The sequence below is a fragment of the Streptomyces sp. NPDC031445 genome (assembly GCF_055581365.1).
Window position 1 is genome coordinate 1 of sequence record NZ_JBVIJO010000029.1, and the last position, 14,105, is coordinate 14,105.

General features: G+C 70.7%; 14 protein-coding genes and 1 pseudogene. 10 read left to right on the plus strand and 5 right to left on the minus strand.

All coding sequences use genetic code 11. The features are described from left to right. Positions 1 to 134 (minus strand): annotated as a pseudogene (locus ACZ5DC_RS39355) (5,10-methylene tetrahydromethanopterin reductase); the annotation flags it as partial. Between the two features lie 161 nt (positions 135 to 295). On the opposite strand from ACZ5DC_RS39355, the gene ACZ5DC_RS39360 reads away from it, so the two are divergent. From ACZ5DC_RS39360 to ACZ5DC_RS39370, 3 genes are all read left to right on the plus strand, one after another. Then, positions 296 to 634 (plus strand): YnfA family protein, encoded by a 339-nt coding sequence (locus ACZ5DC_RS39360; RefSeq protein ID WP_103817826.1) that lies wholly within the window; start codon positions 296 to 298, stop codon positions 632 to 634. 74 nt (positions 635 to 708) lie between these two features. Beyond that, complete coding sequence (locus tag ACZ5DC_RS39365) at positions 709 to 1,485, plus strand: SDR family NAD(P)-dependent oxidoreductase (protein WP_468661103.1); 777 nt, start codon at positions 709 to 711, stop codon at positions 1,483 to 1,485. Then, positions 1,482 to 1,643 (plus strand): hypothetical protein, encoded by a 162-nt coding sequence (locus ACZ5DC_RS39370; RefSeq protein ID WP_468661105.1) that lies wholly within the window; start codon positions 1,482 to 1,484, stop codon positions 1,641 to 1,643. The genes ACZ5DC_RS39365 and ACZ5DC_RS39370 overlap by 4 nt, the downstream gene beginning before the upstream one ends. An 8-nt stretch (positions 1,644 to 1,651) precedes the next feature. On the opposite strand, the gene ACZ5DC_RS39375 is transcribed toward ACZ5DC_RS39370, so the two are convergent. Then, entirely contained in the window at positions 1,652 to 2,497 is an 846-nt protein-coding gene (locus ACZ5DC_RS39375) for an NAD(P)H-binding protein (RefSeq protein WP_468661158.1), read from the minus strand. A gap of 78 nt (positions 2,498 to 2,575) precedes the next feature. Between ACZ5DC_RS39375 and ACZ5DC_RS39380 the strand changes: the two genes are divergently transcribed. Further along, the gene (locus ACZ5DC_RS39380) at positions 2,576 to 3,172 is read left to right on the plus strand and encodes a TetR/AcrR family transcriptional regulator (RefSeq protein WP_468661107.1); all 597 of its coding nucleotides are present in this window, start codon (positions 2,576 to 2,578) and stop codon (positions 3,170 to 3,172) included. A gap of 144 nt (positions 3,173 to 3,316) precedes the next feature. Further along, entirely contained in the window at positions 3,317 to 4,150 is an 834-nt protein-coding gene (locus tag ACZ5DC_RS39385; protein WP_468661109.1) for an LAGLIDADG family homing endonuclease, read from the plus strand. 43 nt (positions 4,151 to 4,193) lie between these two features. Here ACZ5DC_RS39385 and ACZ5DC_RS39390 read toward each other — a convergent pair whose 3' ends face one another. Next, positions 4,194 to 5,387, minus strand: a complete 1,194-nt coding sequence (locus tag ACZ5DC_RS39390) for an RtcB family protein (RefSeq protein WP_468661111.1) — start codon at positions 5,385 to 5,387, stop codon at positions 4,194 to 4,196. A 214-nt stretch (positions 5,388 to 5,601) separates the two neighbouring features. Between ACZ5DC_RS39390 and ACZ5DC_RS39395 the strand changes: the two genes are divergently transcribed. The 3 genes from ACZ5DC_RS39395 (at position 5,602) to ACZ5DC_RS39405 (ending at position 8,905) form a co-directional block, all read left to right on the plus strand. Next, positions 5,602 to 6,492, plus strand: coding sequence for a DUF3558 domain-containing protein (locus ACZ5DC_RS39395; protein WP_468661113.1), 891 nt, complete (start codon positions 5,602 to 5,604; stop codon positions 6,490 to 6,492). A gap of 126 nt (positions 6,493 to 6,618) precedes the next feature. Next, positions 6,619 to 7,521 (plus strand): DUF3558 family protein, encoded by a 903-nt coding sequence (locus tag ACZ5DC_RS39400; protein WP_468661115.1) that lies wholly within the window; start codon positions 6,619 to 6,621, stop codon positions 7,519 to 7,521. A 139-nt stretch (positions 7,522 to 7,660) separates the two neighbouring features. Then, on the plus strand, positions 7,661 to 8,905 hold the full coding sequence (locus ACZ5DC_RS39405; RefSeq protein WP_366755341.1) for a DUF2637 domain-containing protein: 1,245 nt from the start codon (positions 7,661 to 7,663) through the stop codon (positions 8,903 to 8,905). A 66-nt stretch (positions 8,906 to 8,971) separates the two neighbouring features. Here ACZ5DC_RS39405 and lysS read toward each other — a convergent pair whose 3' ends face one another. Then, positions 8,972 to 10,714 (minus strand): lysine--tRNA ligase, encoded by a 1,743-nt coding sequence (gene lysS, locus ACZ5DC_RS39410; protein ID WP_468661118.1) that lies wholly within the window; start codon positions 10,712 to 10,714, stop codon positions 8,972 to 8,974. Between the two features lie 128 nt (positions 10,715 to 10,842). Here lysS and argS point away from each other — a divergent pair, with 128 nt between their 5' ends. Next, a complete protein-coding gene (gene argS / locus ACZ5DC_RS39415; protein ID WP_468661120.1) occupies positions 10,843 to 12,606 on the plus strand; it encodes an arginine--tRNA ligase in 1,764 nt (587 codons plus the stop codon). A 31-nt stretch (positions 12,607 to 12,637) separates the two neighbouring features. On the opposite strand, the gene ACZ5DC_RS39420 is transcribed toward argS, so the two are convergent. After that, on the minus strand, positions 12,638 to 13,606 hold the full coding sequence (locus ACZ5DC_RS39420; protein WP_468661122.1) for a helix-turn-helix transcriptional regulator: 969 nt from the start codon (positions 13,604 to 13,606) through the stop codon (positions 12,638 to 12,640). Positions 13,607 to 13,679: 73 nt separating this feature from the next. On the opposite strand from ACZ5DC_RS39420, the gene ACZ5DC_RS39425 reads away from it, so the two are divergent. Beyond that, on the plus strand, positions 13,680 to 14,069 hold the full coding sequence (locus ACZ5DC_RS39425) for a VOC family protein (protein WP_468661124.1): 390 nt from the start codon (positions 13,680 to 13,682) through the stop codon (positions 14,067 to 14,069). Positions 14,070 to 14,105: the final 36 nt, after the last annotated feature.

The following is a 14,105-nucleotide window of genomic DNA, read 5'->3' on the forward strand; positions in this document are numbered from 1 at the left end:
AAGACGTCCAGACCGACCTCCTCGGCCTTCAGCGCGATGGCGACCATGGCCTTGATCCGCTCGCGCTCGGTCGGCGTACGGCCCGTGGTGGGGTCCGGCGTGACATCACCGACCGAAAAGATCCCGAACTGCATGGTCGCTCACCCTCCAGATTGTTGAGCGTTCAACTATACCCCCTCCAACGGTCACCCCGCCCCGGGTATTCCAGCCCCCCTCCACCACCCCGCCAGGCGCCCTCCCCCAGGTGACGCGCCCTCCCCCGGATGACGCGGGCGGCGCGTGCGAAGCTGCCCCCATGCCGATCCTCCGCTCCGCCGCCCTGTTCGTCGTCGCCGCGCTGTTCGAGATCGGCGGTGCCTGGCTGGTCTGGCAGGGCGTGCGGGAACACCGGGGCTGGCTGTGGATCACCGGAGGCGTCCTCGCCCTCGGCGCGTACGGCTTCGTCGCCACCTTCCAGCCGGACGCCCACTTCGGCCGCATCCTCGCCGCCTACGGCGGGATCTTCGTGGCCGGCTCGATCCTGTGGGGCGTCGTCGCGGACGGCTACCGCCCCGACCGCTGGGACATCACCGGCGCGCTGATCTGCCTCGCCGGGATGGCCGTCATCATGTGGGCGCCGCGAAACGGCGGCTGAAGCTCACTTACGCTGGACGGAACCGCCCGACCGCCCGCCCGAACGACCGCCCAGCCGCAGCCCCAGGAGCAGCCATGGCCACCGCCGCACCGTCCGCCGCCTCCCGCATCGCCGTCGTCACCGGCGCGAGCAGCGGCATCGGCGCCGCCACGGCCCGGCAGCTCGCCGCGGCCGGCTACCGCGTCGTCCTCACCGCCCGCCGCAAGGACCGCATCGAGGCCCTGGCCGAGGAACTGGCCGAGGCCGGCCACTCCGCCCTCGCGTACCAGCTGGACGTCACCGACCGCGCCGCCGTGGACGAGTTCGCCACCGCCTTCCAGACGATCGGCGTCCTCGTCAACAACGCCGGCGGCGCCCTCGGCGCGGACCCGGTGGCCACCGGCGACCCGGCGGACTGGCGCACGATGTACGAGACCAACGTCATCGGCACCCTGAACCTCACCCAGGCGCTGCTGCCGAAGCTCGTCGCGAGCGGCGACGGCGTCGTCGTGGTCGTCTCCTCCACCGCCGGCCACGGCACCTACGAGGGCGGCGCCGGCTACGTGGCGGCCAAGCACGGCGCCCACGTCCTCGCCGAGACCCTCCGCCTGGAGATCGTCGGCCAGCCGGTCCGGGTCGTCGAGATCGCCCCCGGCATGGTCAAGACCGACGAGTTCGCGCTGACCCGCTTCGGCGGGGACAAGGAGCGGGCCGAGAAGGTGTACGAGGGCGTCGCCGAGCCCCTCACCGCGGACGACGTGGCCGAGACGATCACCTGGGCCGTCACCCGCCCCAGCCACGTCAACGTCGACCTCCTGGTCCTGCGCCCGCGCGCCCAGGCGTCCAACACCAAGGTGCACCGGGAACAGTGACGGACGACGAACCCACCACCGAGGACACCTTCGAGAAGCGGCGCCTGGCCCAGGAGACGAAGAACGAACGCCAGGTCTGGTACTTCCTTGCCTACTTCCTCTTCGGCATCCACTTCATCGCGTTCATCATGATCTACGCCGTACGGCACGCGAAGTAACCCGCCGGCTACGCGAACGCCGGCAGGTTCCGGGCCACCCACGCGGCGAAGGGCGCGGCCGGGCGGCCCAGGACCGCCGCCACGTCCCCGCTCGGCCTGCGCTCGGCCGGCAGCGGTGCGCCGAGGACGTCCAGGGTGCCGGCGACGACCTGCTCCGGCATGAACCGCGCCATCCCGGCGTGCGCCGCCGCACGGGACAGCTCGACGAAGGCCACCTCCTCGCCGAGGGCCTCGGCGATGACCGCGGCCTGCTCGCGCGGACTGACGGGCGCGGGCCCGGTCAGCTCGTACACCCGCCCGGTGTGCCCGTCCTCGCGCAGCGCGGCGGCGGCCACCGCGGCGATGTCCGCCGGGTCGACCACGGGCAGCGCGACATCGCCGAAGGGGGCGAAGACGGTGCGCTCGGCGCGGACCGCATCGGCCCAGGCGAGGGCGTTGGAGGCGAATCCGCCGGGGCGCAGGACGGTGAACTCCAACCCGGACGCGCGTACCGCGGCCTCGAAGGTGCGCAGCCGGGCGTGCGAGGGCGCGTCCGGCCGGGTGGCGCTGACCTGCGACGACACCAGCACGATCCGTCCGACCCCGCCGTCCGCGACCGCGTCGAGCAGGGCGTCGGGGCTCTCCCCCCGGACGTTCAGCTCGCCCCCGAGGACGAGGAACAGCGCACGGGCGCCGTCGAGGGCGGGCCGCATGCCCGCCGCGTCCCCGGCTCCGCCCCGGGCCCACCGCACCCCGGCGGCGGACGGCGCGGCCCCCGGCCGCCGCGACACGGCCACGACCTCCTCACCGGCCCCCGCCAGCGACTCCACGAGCACACGCCCGACGTTCCCGGTCGCACCGGTCACAACGATCACCACGGCCCCCTACTTAGTCAGTCAGCTAACTAACTCGAACCCTAGGACCCTCCACCCCCGCTGTCTATAGTCAGTCAGGTGACAAACTCAGTGGACCGGCGGGCACAGGCGTCCCAGAAGCGCCGGCGACTCACGGCGGCGGCGGCCCGGGTCCTGCACGAGCAGGGCGTCGAGCGCACCACCCTCGCCGACATCGCCCACGAGGCCGGCGTCCCGGTCGGGAACGTCTACTACTACTTCAAGACCAAGGACGAACTGGTCCGGGCCGCGCTCGCGGAACACCGCGCCCACCTCGACGAACTCACCGCCGGACTGGACCGGTTGGCGACCGGGCGCGACCGCCTCAAGGCCCTGGTCGAGGCATGGACCGCCCAGCGCGAGACCGCCGCCCGCCACGGCTGCCCCACCGGCACGCTCGCCGTCGAACTGGACAAACGCGCGGACGGCACGCTGGACGCGGAGGCCGGCGCGGTGATCCGCCGCCTCCTGGACTGGACCGCCGACCAGTTCCGCACCTGGGGCGTCCCCGACCCCGAGGACCACGCCCTCACCCTGATCGCGGCCTACCAGGGCATGTCCCTCCTGGCCAACGCCCTGCGCGACCCCGACATCATGACCAGGGAGGGAACCCGCCTGCTGCACTGGCTGGACTCACTGGAACCGGGGGCCGGGTAACCCACACGGGCGAACCTCTTCGATCACCCGATCAGCGCACGAACATCCGCCCTAGGCTCGCGCCACACGATCGACTCGACGGTCCCCGGCGGGGAGTGCCATCCCGGCCGAGGACCTGACCAGCAAGGAAGTGGAGGCTTCCCGGTGGCTGACTGCGAGCCTAACGCCCACCGGTTCATGGACCTCACGGTCCCCGAGTACGCGTACATGTTCGGGTTCTTGCAGGCGGACGGGCATCTTGCACAGGGCCCTGGGCGGAAAGGACGCCTGACCGTCGAACTCAGCGCCCGGGACATCGATCTCCTGCGTGCGTTCCAGAAGCTCACGCCGTACTACAGCAGCATCACAGAGCGTACGCGGTCGACAAACTTCGTCAAGAGTCACAGCTCTGCGACCTGGACCCTCTGTGCCCTCGAAGCCAGGACAGCACTCAATGACCTCGGCCTGCCCTACGGCCGTAAATCCCGGACGATCGGCCCCCCGGAAACCCGGTTTTCCCGCCGCGACTACGTTCGAGGTCTGATCGACGCGGATGGCTCGGTCGGCCTCACCAGCAAGGGCATTCCCTTCGTCTGTCTGACCACGGCCAGCAGCGCCATCGCATCCTGCTTGCGCGACTACGCCAAGGACGCGGGAGGGGCGGATCGCACCCTGAAGCGCAACGCCCGTGACGGCATCTTCAACATCCTCTACACGAAGGAGGTGGCTCAGCTTCTTGTCGCCGACCTGTATTACCCGGACTGCCTGGCCTTGGCGCGCAAGCGCTCAGCCGCCGAAGCTGTCGCCAACTGGGTACGCCCAGAACACATGAGGGTCGCGCCGCCACGACGCAGCTGGACTGAACACGAGGACCGGGTTCTGCTGGAACTGAACAGTCCGATGGCTGCCGCAGAAGCACTCGGCAGGACGACTACGAGCTGCAACCTGCGCCTCTGGCGTCTCCGAACCGGCCAAGCGCCCGCGCCCAGCAAACGGTGACCACATGAAAGAGCCCCTCGGTACCGACCGGGGGGCTCACGCATCACCCCTTGACGCAGACGACCTGCCTCAGCTTCGCCACGACCTGGACCAGGTCCCGCTGCTGGTCGATGACCTGGTCGATCGACTTGTAGGCGCCCGGGATCTCGTCCACGACGCCGGAGTCCTTGCGGCACTCCACGCCCCTGGTCTGCTCCTCCAGGTCCTTGGTGGAGAAGCGCCGCTTGGCCGCGTTCCGGCTCATGCGCCGACCGGCGCCGTGCGAGGCGGAGTTGAAGGCCAGTTCGTTGCCGAGACCCTTCACGATGTAAGAACCCGTGCCCATCGAGCCCGGGATGATCCCGTACTCGCCGGAGCCGGCGCGGATCGCTCCCTTGCGGGTCACGAGCAGGTCCATGCCGTCGTACCGCTCCTCCGCCACGTAGTTGTGGTGGCAGGAGATCTCCGGCTCGAAAGTCGGCTTCGCCTTCTTGAACTCCTTGCGGATCACGTCCTTCAGGAGCGCCATCATGAGCGTGCGGTTGTACTTGGCGTACTCCTGCGCCCAGAACAGGTCGTTGCGGTAGGCCGCCATCTGCGGGGTGTCCGCGACGAAGACGGCGAGGTCCCGGTCAACCAGTCCCTGGTTGTGCGGGAGTTTCTGAGCCACACCGATGTGGTGCTCGGCGAGTTCCTTGCCGATGTTCCGCGAGCCGGAGTGGAGCATGAGCCACACCGAATCGGACATATCTACACAAATCTCTACAAAGTGATTCCCCTGGCCAAGGGTTCCCATCTGAGCTACGGCCCGCTCACGCCGGAACTTTACCGCCTCCGCAACCCCCTCGAACCGCCCCCAGAACTCCTCCCACCCCGCCGTGGCCAGACCGTGGAAGTCCCCCGGCTCGACGGGGTCGTCATGCATCCCCCGCCCCACCGGAATCACCTGCTCGATCCGCGACCGCAGCCGCGACAGGTCCCCGGGGAGGTCGTTCGCCGTCAGGGACGTCCTCACCGCCGACATCCCGCAGCCGATGTCCACCCCGACCGCCGCCGGGCACACCGCGCCCCGCATCGCGATGACCGAGCCGACCGTCGCACCCTTGCCGTAGTGCACGTCCGGCATGACGGCCAGGCCCTTGATCCACGGCAGGGTGGCCACGTTCTGGAGCTGGCGCAGGGCCACGTCCTCGACCGTCGCCGGGTCCGTCCACATCCGGATCGGGACCTTGGCGCCCGGCATCTCCACGTACGACATATCTTCCTCGTTCCCCCGGAATCAACAACAAAGTGCTTATAAGCAGCAAAACGCAAAAGCGGCGCCAAGGTCGATGAAAAGGGACAAGGGACCGGCGTCCACGGCAGTGCGTGCGATACACATTGTCCCCAGGGGGCGCCCCGCCGCGGCAAGCGAATAACCAGCGGGGACACTGGAGCACCAGCGATCGCACACCGTCGAGAGGAGCCCGACCGTGCAGCGGAAGGCGTACGTAACCGGCACCGCCGCCCTTCTCGCGGCGCTGCTGGCCGGCTGCACGAGCGGCTCCGGGGACAAGGACCCGGCGGACAACGCCAACCCGGGCGACGCCGGCTCGGCCGCCGCCGCCGCCCAGCCCGGCAGGTACCGCACGCTCCCCGAGCCGTGCGGCGCGATCGGCCACGACACGCTGGACGCGCTGCTGCCCGGCATCCAGCAGATCACCGACCCGGCGCAGCGGGACAAGGCCTACCAGGGCGACGCCGCGCTGACCTACGACACCGATCGCAAGGTGGGCTGCCGCTGGAAGGTCGAGTCGGCCGACGCCACGGACCGCCTGTCCGTCGACTTCGAGCGCGTGGTGTCGTACGACAACACGGTCAGCGACGACGACCAGGCGCGGAAACTGTTCCTGGACAAGGAGACGGCCGCCGACCTCCCGGCGCCGGCGGTTTCCTCGGCGCCGCCCGCCTCGCCCCCGACGCCCACCGCGTCCGCGTCCGCGTCGTCGTCGTTGTCGTCGGGGAAGGGTTCCGCGGGCGGTGCGGGCTCGCCGGGCGCGACGCGTCCTTCTTCCTCCAATTCCCCTGCCTCCTCGGGGGCCTCGGGCTCTTCCGACGCGTCCTCCGGTGCCACGCCGGCCGATCTCCAGCCGCGTGCGCTGACCGACCTCGGTGACGAGGGGTATCTGGACGACCGGCTCAGCACGTCCGGTTCGACGGCCGAACAGCGGACGGTGACTGTGGTGTTCCGCACGTCCAACGTCATCGTCACCATCCAGTACGAGGAGCAGCCGATGGCCATGGGTGCGGTCCCGGACAGCAAGGAAATGCAGGACAGGGCCCGTAATCTGGCCTCTCGGCTGGATGACGCGCTGGGCGGCTGACGGCCTTGCCGGTTCCGTCGGCCCGCGTCCGTGAAGGGTGCGAAGGGAAACCGCACGGGACCTTCACCGCGTACCGTGGCCCCGCAGGAACCCGCACGAACACCGAGCGTCATGAGTGAAGGAACCATGCAGCGAGCAGCCCAGCGAGACGACCGTGCCCAGCGACACCAGCGAGCCAAGCGCCTTCGCCGCGTCCTTGTCTGCGCGGCAGCCGTTCCGGCGGTTCTGATCACCGCGGCGTGCTCCTCGGACTCCGGTGACTCCAAGGCGAAGTCCGGTGGGGAGAGCAGCCCGCGGTCTTCGGGCGGCAGCAGTTCGCAGCCCTCGGCGAGCGCGTCGCCGACCGTGCGGGCGGCGGCGTACGGGAAGCTTCCCGACGCGTGCGCGGTGCTGTCGCGGAAGACGCTGACCGATCTGGTCCCGAAGAGCGGGAAGTCGGGCAGGAAGGGCAGTTCGGACGAGCCGTCGTCGCGTGCCTCGTGCTCGTGGAACAGCCTGGACAACAACGGTGTCAAGGGTTCCCAGTTCCGCTGGCTGAACGTGTCGCTGCTCCGCTTCGACTCGGATGTCACGCGGGGTTCGGGTGACGATCAGGCGCACGCGTACTACGCCCGGCAGGTGAAGGACGCGCAGGCGGTGGACGGCGCGAAGGGCACCAAGGCGATCCCGCTGTCCGGGACGGGCGCGGAGGCGACGGCGGTGCGGTACGACCTGTCGAAGAAGGAAGGGCTCTTCAAGCAGCAGACGGTCGTGGCCCGGGTGGAGAACGTCGTCGTGTCGGTCGACTACAACGGTGCCGGTCTCGCGGGTGAGAAGACGCCGGACGCCGATGACCTGACGAAGGCCGCGGAGAAGGCGCTGAAGGAGGTCGTGGCGTCGGTGTCGTCGGCCAACGGCGCGGGTGGTGCGGCGAGTTCGCCGGCGTCTCCGTCGAAGTCGGCGTCGCCTTCGGGGGCTCCTTCGAAGTCGCCCTCCAAGTCGGCCTCCGCGAGCGCGTCTCCGTCCGAGTCGGCCGCGAAGGACAGCTGACCGGGGGCTGTGGCGGCCGGCGGGGGGCCGTGGCGGCTGACCGGCACCACGTTCGCCGGACACGTGTGCCACTCTGTTGCGCGCAAGGACACGCAAGGGGAGGGGAGTGCGAGTGGCCGCGCCACTGCAGCTGACTCGGATGCATCGCGTGCTCATCGGCGTGGTCGTGACCGGCGCGCTGATCATCGCCGGTATCGGCTTCGCCGGTTCGTACGCGGCCGTCCGTGAGCTGGCCGTCAAGAAGGGCTTCGGGAACTTCTCGTATGTGTTCCCGGTGGGCATCGACGCGGGCATCTGTGTCCTCCTGGCCCTGGACCTGCTGCTGACCTGGATCCGCATCCCCTTCCCGCTGCTGCGCCAGACGGCGTGGCTGCTGACGGCGGCGACGATCGCGTTCAACGGCGCCGCCGCCTGGCCTGATCCGCTGGGTGTCGGCATGCACGCGGTGATCCCGGTGCTGTTCGTCGTGTCGGTCGAGGCGGCCCGGCACGCGATCGGCCGGATCGCCGACATCACGGCCGACAAGCACATGGAGGGGGTCCGCCTCACCCGCTGGCTGTTGTCCCCGGTGCCCACGTTCCTGCTGTGGCGGCGGATGAAGCTGTGGGAGCTGCGCTCCTACGACCAGGTCATCAAGCTGGAGCAGGAACGTCTGGTGTACCAGGCGCGTCTGCGGTCCCGCTTCGGTCGTGCCTGGCGCCGCAAGGCTCCGGTGGAGTCCTTGATGCCGCTGCGGCTGGCGCGGTACGGCGTTCCCTTGGCGGAGACGGCTCCCGCGGGCCTGGCGGCGGCGGGCATCGAACCGGCCCTGTTGCCCGCGGCCCCGCAGCCGGAGTTGGAGGCGGCGGCACCCGGCGTGGTCGCGGGTGGTCGTCCCGCGGGGGCGGCGGCTGTTCCGCGGCAGGTGGGGCCCGCCGGTGAGCAGCGTGAGCAGGAGCCGCCGGCGGACGAGCAGAGCCCTTGGTTCCAGGCCCCGCGGGAGGTCGAGTACCAGGGCGGTTACGACCCCACGTACGACCCGATGCTCCAGGAGCCCCAGTACGCCCCGGAGGAGCAGTACGAGGACTGGTACGAGGACCAGCCGCCGGAGCAGTTCCAGCAGCCGTCCCCGGAGGAGACCGGCAGTTTCCCGATTCCGGTGGGCCCGAACCGCACCCGTGAGCTGGGCGAGGGCGGTGGCACCGCGCAGCCGGACCCGACGGAGGAGGACTATTACCAGGTCTTCCGCAAGTCGATCGACGGCAGCCTGCCCACTCCGCACCAGTTCGCCGAGGCGGTGGAGGCGACGTTCCGTATCGCGTTGCCCGCGCGGGAGGCCGACCGTATGGTCAACCGTTTCACCAACCGCTTCAACGCGGAGCTGGAGGAGGACCACATCGCCTGACGGCACGGAGAAGGGGCCCTCCGCGGCGGAGGGCCCCTTCTTCGTGTCTTCGTGGCTTCGTGTCGCTTACTCGCCGAGCAGGTGCCGTACCCGGTCCTGTCCGACGGCCAGCAGCAGGGTGGGCAGCCGGGGTCCGGTGTCGCGGCCGACGAGCAGGTGGTACAGGAGGGCGAAGAACGTCCGCTGCGCGGTCTTGATCTCGGCGGGCAGTTCCTTGGGCGTGGCGTCGGCGGGGAACCCGGCCTGCACCTTGGGCACGCCGTACACGAGGTGGGTCAGCCCGTCGAGCGACCAGTGGTCGGCGAGTCCGTCGAGCAGCAGGCGTACGGACTGCTGGGAGGGCTCGTCGAGGGACTTCAGCAGTTCGGCGTCGGGCTCGTCGCGGACGATGGTCCGCTGGTCGGCGGGGACGTGGGTGTTGATCCAGGCCTCGGCCCTGTCGTACCGGGGGCGTGCCTCGTCGAGGCCGGCCAGCGGCTGCTCCGGGTCGAGTTCGGAGAGGATGCGCAGGGCCTGGTCCTCGTGTCCGGCGGTGATGTCGGCGACGGACGCGAGCGTGCGGTAGGGGAGCGGTCGCGGTGTCTTCGGCAGTTCACCGGCGGCGGTGCCGACGGCGCGGGTGTAGGCGGCGACGTCGCCGGGCAGGGCGGCACCTTCGGTGACCTTGGCGGCGAGCTTGTCCCACTCGTCGTAGAGCCGCTGGATCTCCTGGTCGAAGGCGATCTTGAAGGACTGGTTGGGGCGGCGGCGGGCGTACAGCCAGCGCAGCAGCTGCGGCTCCATGATCTTCAGTGCGTCGCCGGGGGTCGGGACCCCGCCCCGCGAGGAGGACATCTTCGCCATGCCGGAGATGCCGACGAAGGCGTACATGGGGCCGATGGGCTGCTTGCCGCCGAAGATGCCGACGATCTGGCCGCCGACCTGGAAGCTGGAGCCCGGCGAGGAGTGGTCGACGCCGCTGGGCTCGAAGATGACGCCCTCGTAGGCCCAGCGCATCGGCCAGTCGACCTTCCAGACCAGCTTGCCGCGGTTGAACTCGCTGAGCCGGACGGTCTCGGTGAAGCCGCAGGCGGTGCAGGTGTACGACAGCTCGGTGGTGTCGTCGTCGTAGGAGGTGACCGTGGTCAGGTCCTTGCCGCAGTCGCCGCAGTACGGCTTGTACGGGAAGTACCCGGCGGAGCCGGAGCTGCCGTCGTCCTCGGACGCGGCGCCGGAGCCCTCCTCGGCCTCCAGTTCGGCCTCGTCCAGGGGCTTTTGCTGCTGCTTCTTCGGGGTCTTCTTCGTGCGGTACTGGTCGAGGATCGCGTCGATCTCGTTGCGGTGCCGCATGGCGTGCAGGATCTGCTCGCGGTAGGCGCCGGAGGTGTACTGCTCGGTCTGGCTGATGCCGTCGAACTCGACGCCGAGCTGGGCGAGCGACTCGGTCATCGCGGCCTTGAAGTGCTCGGCCCAGTTGGGGTGCGGCGAGCCCGCGGGCGCCGGGACGGAGGTCAGCGGCTTGCCGATGTGCTCGGCCCAGGCGTCCTCGTCGACCCCGGCGATGCCCTTCGGCACCTTGCGGTAGCGGTCGTAGTCGTCCCAGGAGATCAGGTGCCGGACCGCGTGGCCGCGGCGGCGGATCTCGTCGGCGACGAGGTGCGGGGTCATGACCTCGCGGAGGTTGCCGAGGTGGATCGGACCGGAGGGGGAGAGTCCGGACGCGACGACGACCGGTTTGCCCGGGGCCCGGCGCTCCGACTCCTCGATGACCTCATCCGCGAAACGGGAGACCCAGTCGGTGGTCTCGGTGCTCTGAGCCACGATCGGCACGTCCTTCTTTCTGAACGGGGTGACACCCCATTCTCACAGACCGGCTCGCGCCCGGGAAAACGGCTTTACCCCCCGTGGGATACTGGCCGGGTCTATCCATCCCCACGAGGAGAACGGCACCCACTCCTATGGCCTCGGTCACGTCCCTCAGCGACAACGTCCAGCAGCACCTCGCGTCCGCCCTCTCGGCCACCCTGCCGGAGGCCGCCGGCGCGGACCCGCTGCTGCGACGAAGCGACCGGGCCGACTTCCAGGCCAACGGCATCCTGGCCCTGGCCAAGAAGGCGAAGGCGAATCCCCGGGAGCTGGCGGCCCAGGTCGTCTCGCGCGTGGTGACCGGTGACGTGATCCGGGACGTCGAGGTCTCCGGGCCCGGCTTCCTCAACATCACGGTCGCGGACAAGGCGATCACCGCCAGCCTGGCCGCGCGGTACGCGGACGAGACGGGCCGCCTCGGCGTGCCGTTCGCGGATCAGCCCGGCACCACGGTGATCGACTACGCGCAGCCGAACGTGGCGAAGGAGATGCACGTCGGTCACCTGCGCAGCGCGGTGATCGGCGACTCGGTGGTGCGGCTGCTGGAGTTCACCGGCGAGAACGTGGTCCGCCGCCACCACATCGGCGACTGGGGCACCCAGTTCGGCATGCTCATCCAGTACCTGGACGAGCACCCGCACGAGCTGGACCACAAGGACGCCCGGGTGACGGGTGAGGAGGCGATGTCGAACCTCGACCGCCTCTACAAGGCGGCGCGGAGGAAGTTCGACTCCGACGAGGAGTTCAAGACGCGGGCCCGGCGCCGGGTGGTCGACCTCCAGGCCGGGGACGAGCGCACGCTCGCCATGTGGCAGAAGTTCGTGGACGAGTCGAAGATCTACTTCTTCTCCGTCTTCGAGAAGCTGGACATGGAGATCCGGGACGCGGACATCGTCGGCGAGTCCGGTTACAACGACATGCTGGCCGAGACCTGCCGGCTGCTGGAGGAGTCCGGTGTCGCGGTCCGCTCCGAGGGCGCGCTGTGCGTGTTCTTCGACGACATCAAGGGCCCGGACGGCAACCCGGTCCCGCTGATCGTGCAGAAGTCGGACGGCGGCTACGGCTACGCGGCCACCGACCTCTCCGCGATCCGTGACCGCGTCTTCAACCTCAAGGCGAACACCCTGCTGTACGTGGTGGACGCCCGGCAGGCCCTGCACTTCCGGATGGTCTTCGAGACCGCCCGCCGGGCCGGCTGGCTGAACGACGACGTGACGGCGGTGCAGCTGGCCTTCGGCACGGTCCTCGGCAAGGACGGCAAGCCGTTCAAGACCCGTGAGGGCGAGACGGTCCGCCTGGTCGACCTGCTGGACGAGGCGATCGACCGCGCCTCGGCCGTGGTCCGGGAGAAGGCGCAGGAGCTGTCCGAGGAGGAGATCGCCGAGCGGGGCGCCCAGGTGGGCATCGGCGCGGTGAAGTACGCGGACCTGTCGACGTCGGCGAACCGGGACTACAAGTTCGACCTGGACCAGATGGTCTCGCTGAACGGCGACACGTCCGTCTACCTCCAGTACGCGTACGCCCGTATCCAGTCGATCCTGCGCAAGGCCGGCGAGGTCGTGCCGGCGGCGCACCCGGAGCTGGCCCTGCACGAGGCGGAGCGGGCCCTTGGCCTGCACCTGGACTCCTTCGCGGAGACGGTCCGGGAGGCGGCCGCGGAGTACGCCCCGCACAAGCTGACGGCGTACCTGTACCAGGTGGCGTCGCTGTACACGTCGTTCTACGACAAGTGCCCGGTGCTGCGCGCCGAGACCCCGGCGCAGGTGGAGAACCGCCTCTTCCTGTGCGACGTCACGGCCCGCACCCTGCACCGGGGCATGGCCCTGCTGGGCATCCGCACGCCCGAGAAGCTCTGACCCGGCGCGGTACGACGCCGGCGGCCCGCCCTCACTCCGGGGGCGGGCCGTCGGCCGTCTGCGCGTCCAGCAGCTCCCGGGCGCGGCGCACGAAGGCGTCCCGTACGGCGTCCGGGGCGAGGACGCGCAAGGGGGTGGCGAGGCCCAGCAGGTAGCGGGCGAGGCCGTCCGGGTCCGGGCCGCCTATGTCGACGAGGGTGGCGTCCGGGCCGTCGGCGCGGTGGGTGCCGACGGTGGCCGGTACGACCCGCAGCGCGTCCGCCAGGGGCAGCGGCAGCCGGATGGTGGCCGACACCGGGTAGGGGCCGTTGGCGGTGTTGCGGGAGACGAGCTGGGCCGGGTCCGGGGGGTCGGTGATCTCCACGGGGCGGCCGGTGGGCCGGAGCCGTTCGACCCGGTCGGCCCGGAAGGTCCGCCAGCCCCGGGTGACGTCCCGGGCGACGAAGTACCAGCGCCGGCCGGTGTGCACGAGCCGGTAGGGGTCGACGTCCCGGACGGTGTGCCGGTCCTGCCCGTCGCGGTACGACAGCCGGGCCCGCTCACCGCGCCGGCAGGCGGCGGCCAGCTCCAGCAGCATGCCGGGCCGGATGCGTGGCTCCTCGGGCCAGGGGAGCCGTACGAGGGCGTCGTCCCACTCGGCCAGCCGCTCGGCGATCCGGGGCGGCAGCACCTGCCGCAGCTTCAGCAGCGCGGACAGGGCCGCCTGGTCGCCGCCCAGCGCGCCGCCGAGCGCCGCCTCCCGCAGCCCCACGGCCACGGCCAGCGCCTCCTCGTCGTCGAGGATCAGCGGCGGCACGCGCGAGCCCGCCCGGAGCCGGTAACCGCCCCAGGGGCCGGCGTCGGAGTCGACGGTGTACCCGAGTTCGCGGAGCCGGGCGATGTCCCGCCGGACGGTGCGGTCGGTGACGGCCATGCGCCCGGCCAGCTCGGCACAGGTCCAGGAGGGCCGGGCGGCGAGCAGCGCGAGCAGGCGGAGCAGACGGGCGGAGGCGCTGAGCACGGGCGGAAGTTTTCCACACCGGACCGCACGACCAGGACCGAAGCTGTCCGGGTCGTGTCCTACGGTCGTCCCCATGAGCACAGACACCGCTTCCGCACCCGTCTTCCGCTACGCCGCCGTCACCTTCGACTGCGCCGACCCGGTCGGACTGTCCCGGTTCTACGGCGAGATGTTCGGCCTCCCCGTCGCCTACGCCTCCGACGACTTCGTCTTCCTGGGCGGCAAGGACGGCGCGCCGGGCCTGGGCTTCAACCGCCTGGCCGGCTACCGCCGCCCCACCTGGCCGGACCCGGCCCAGGAGAAGCAGGCCCACATCGAGGTGGGTGTGGACGACCTGGACACGGCCGAGGAGCGGCTGCTGGAGCTGGGCGCGACCAAGCCGCAGGCCCAGCCGCAGCCGGACCGCTGGCGGGTCCTGCTGGACCCGGCGGGGCACCCGTTCTGCATCACGACCCTGGTCTGACACCGGGCCGGGAGTGGGCCCGCCAGGGTGGCCGCG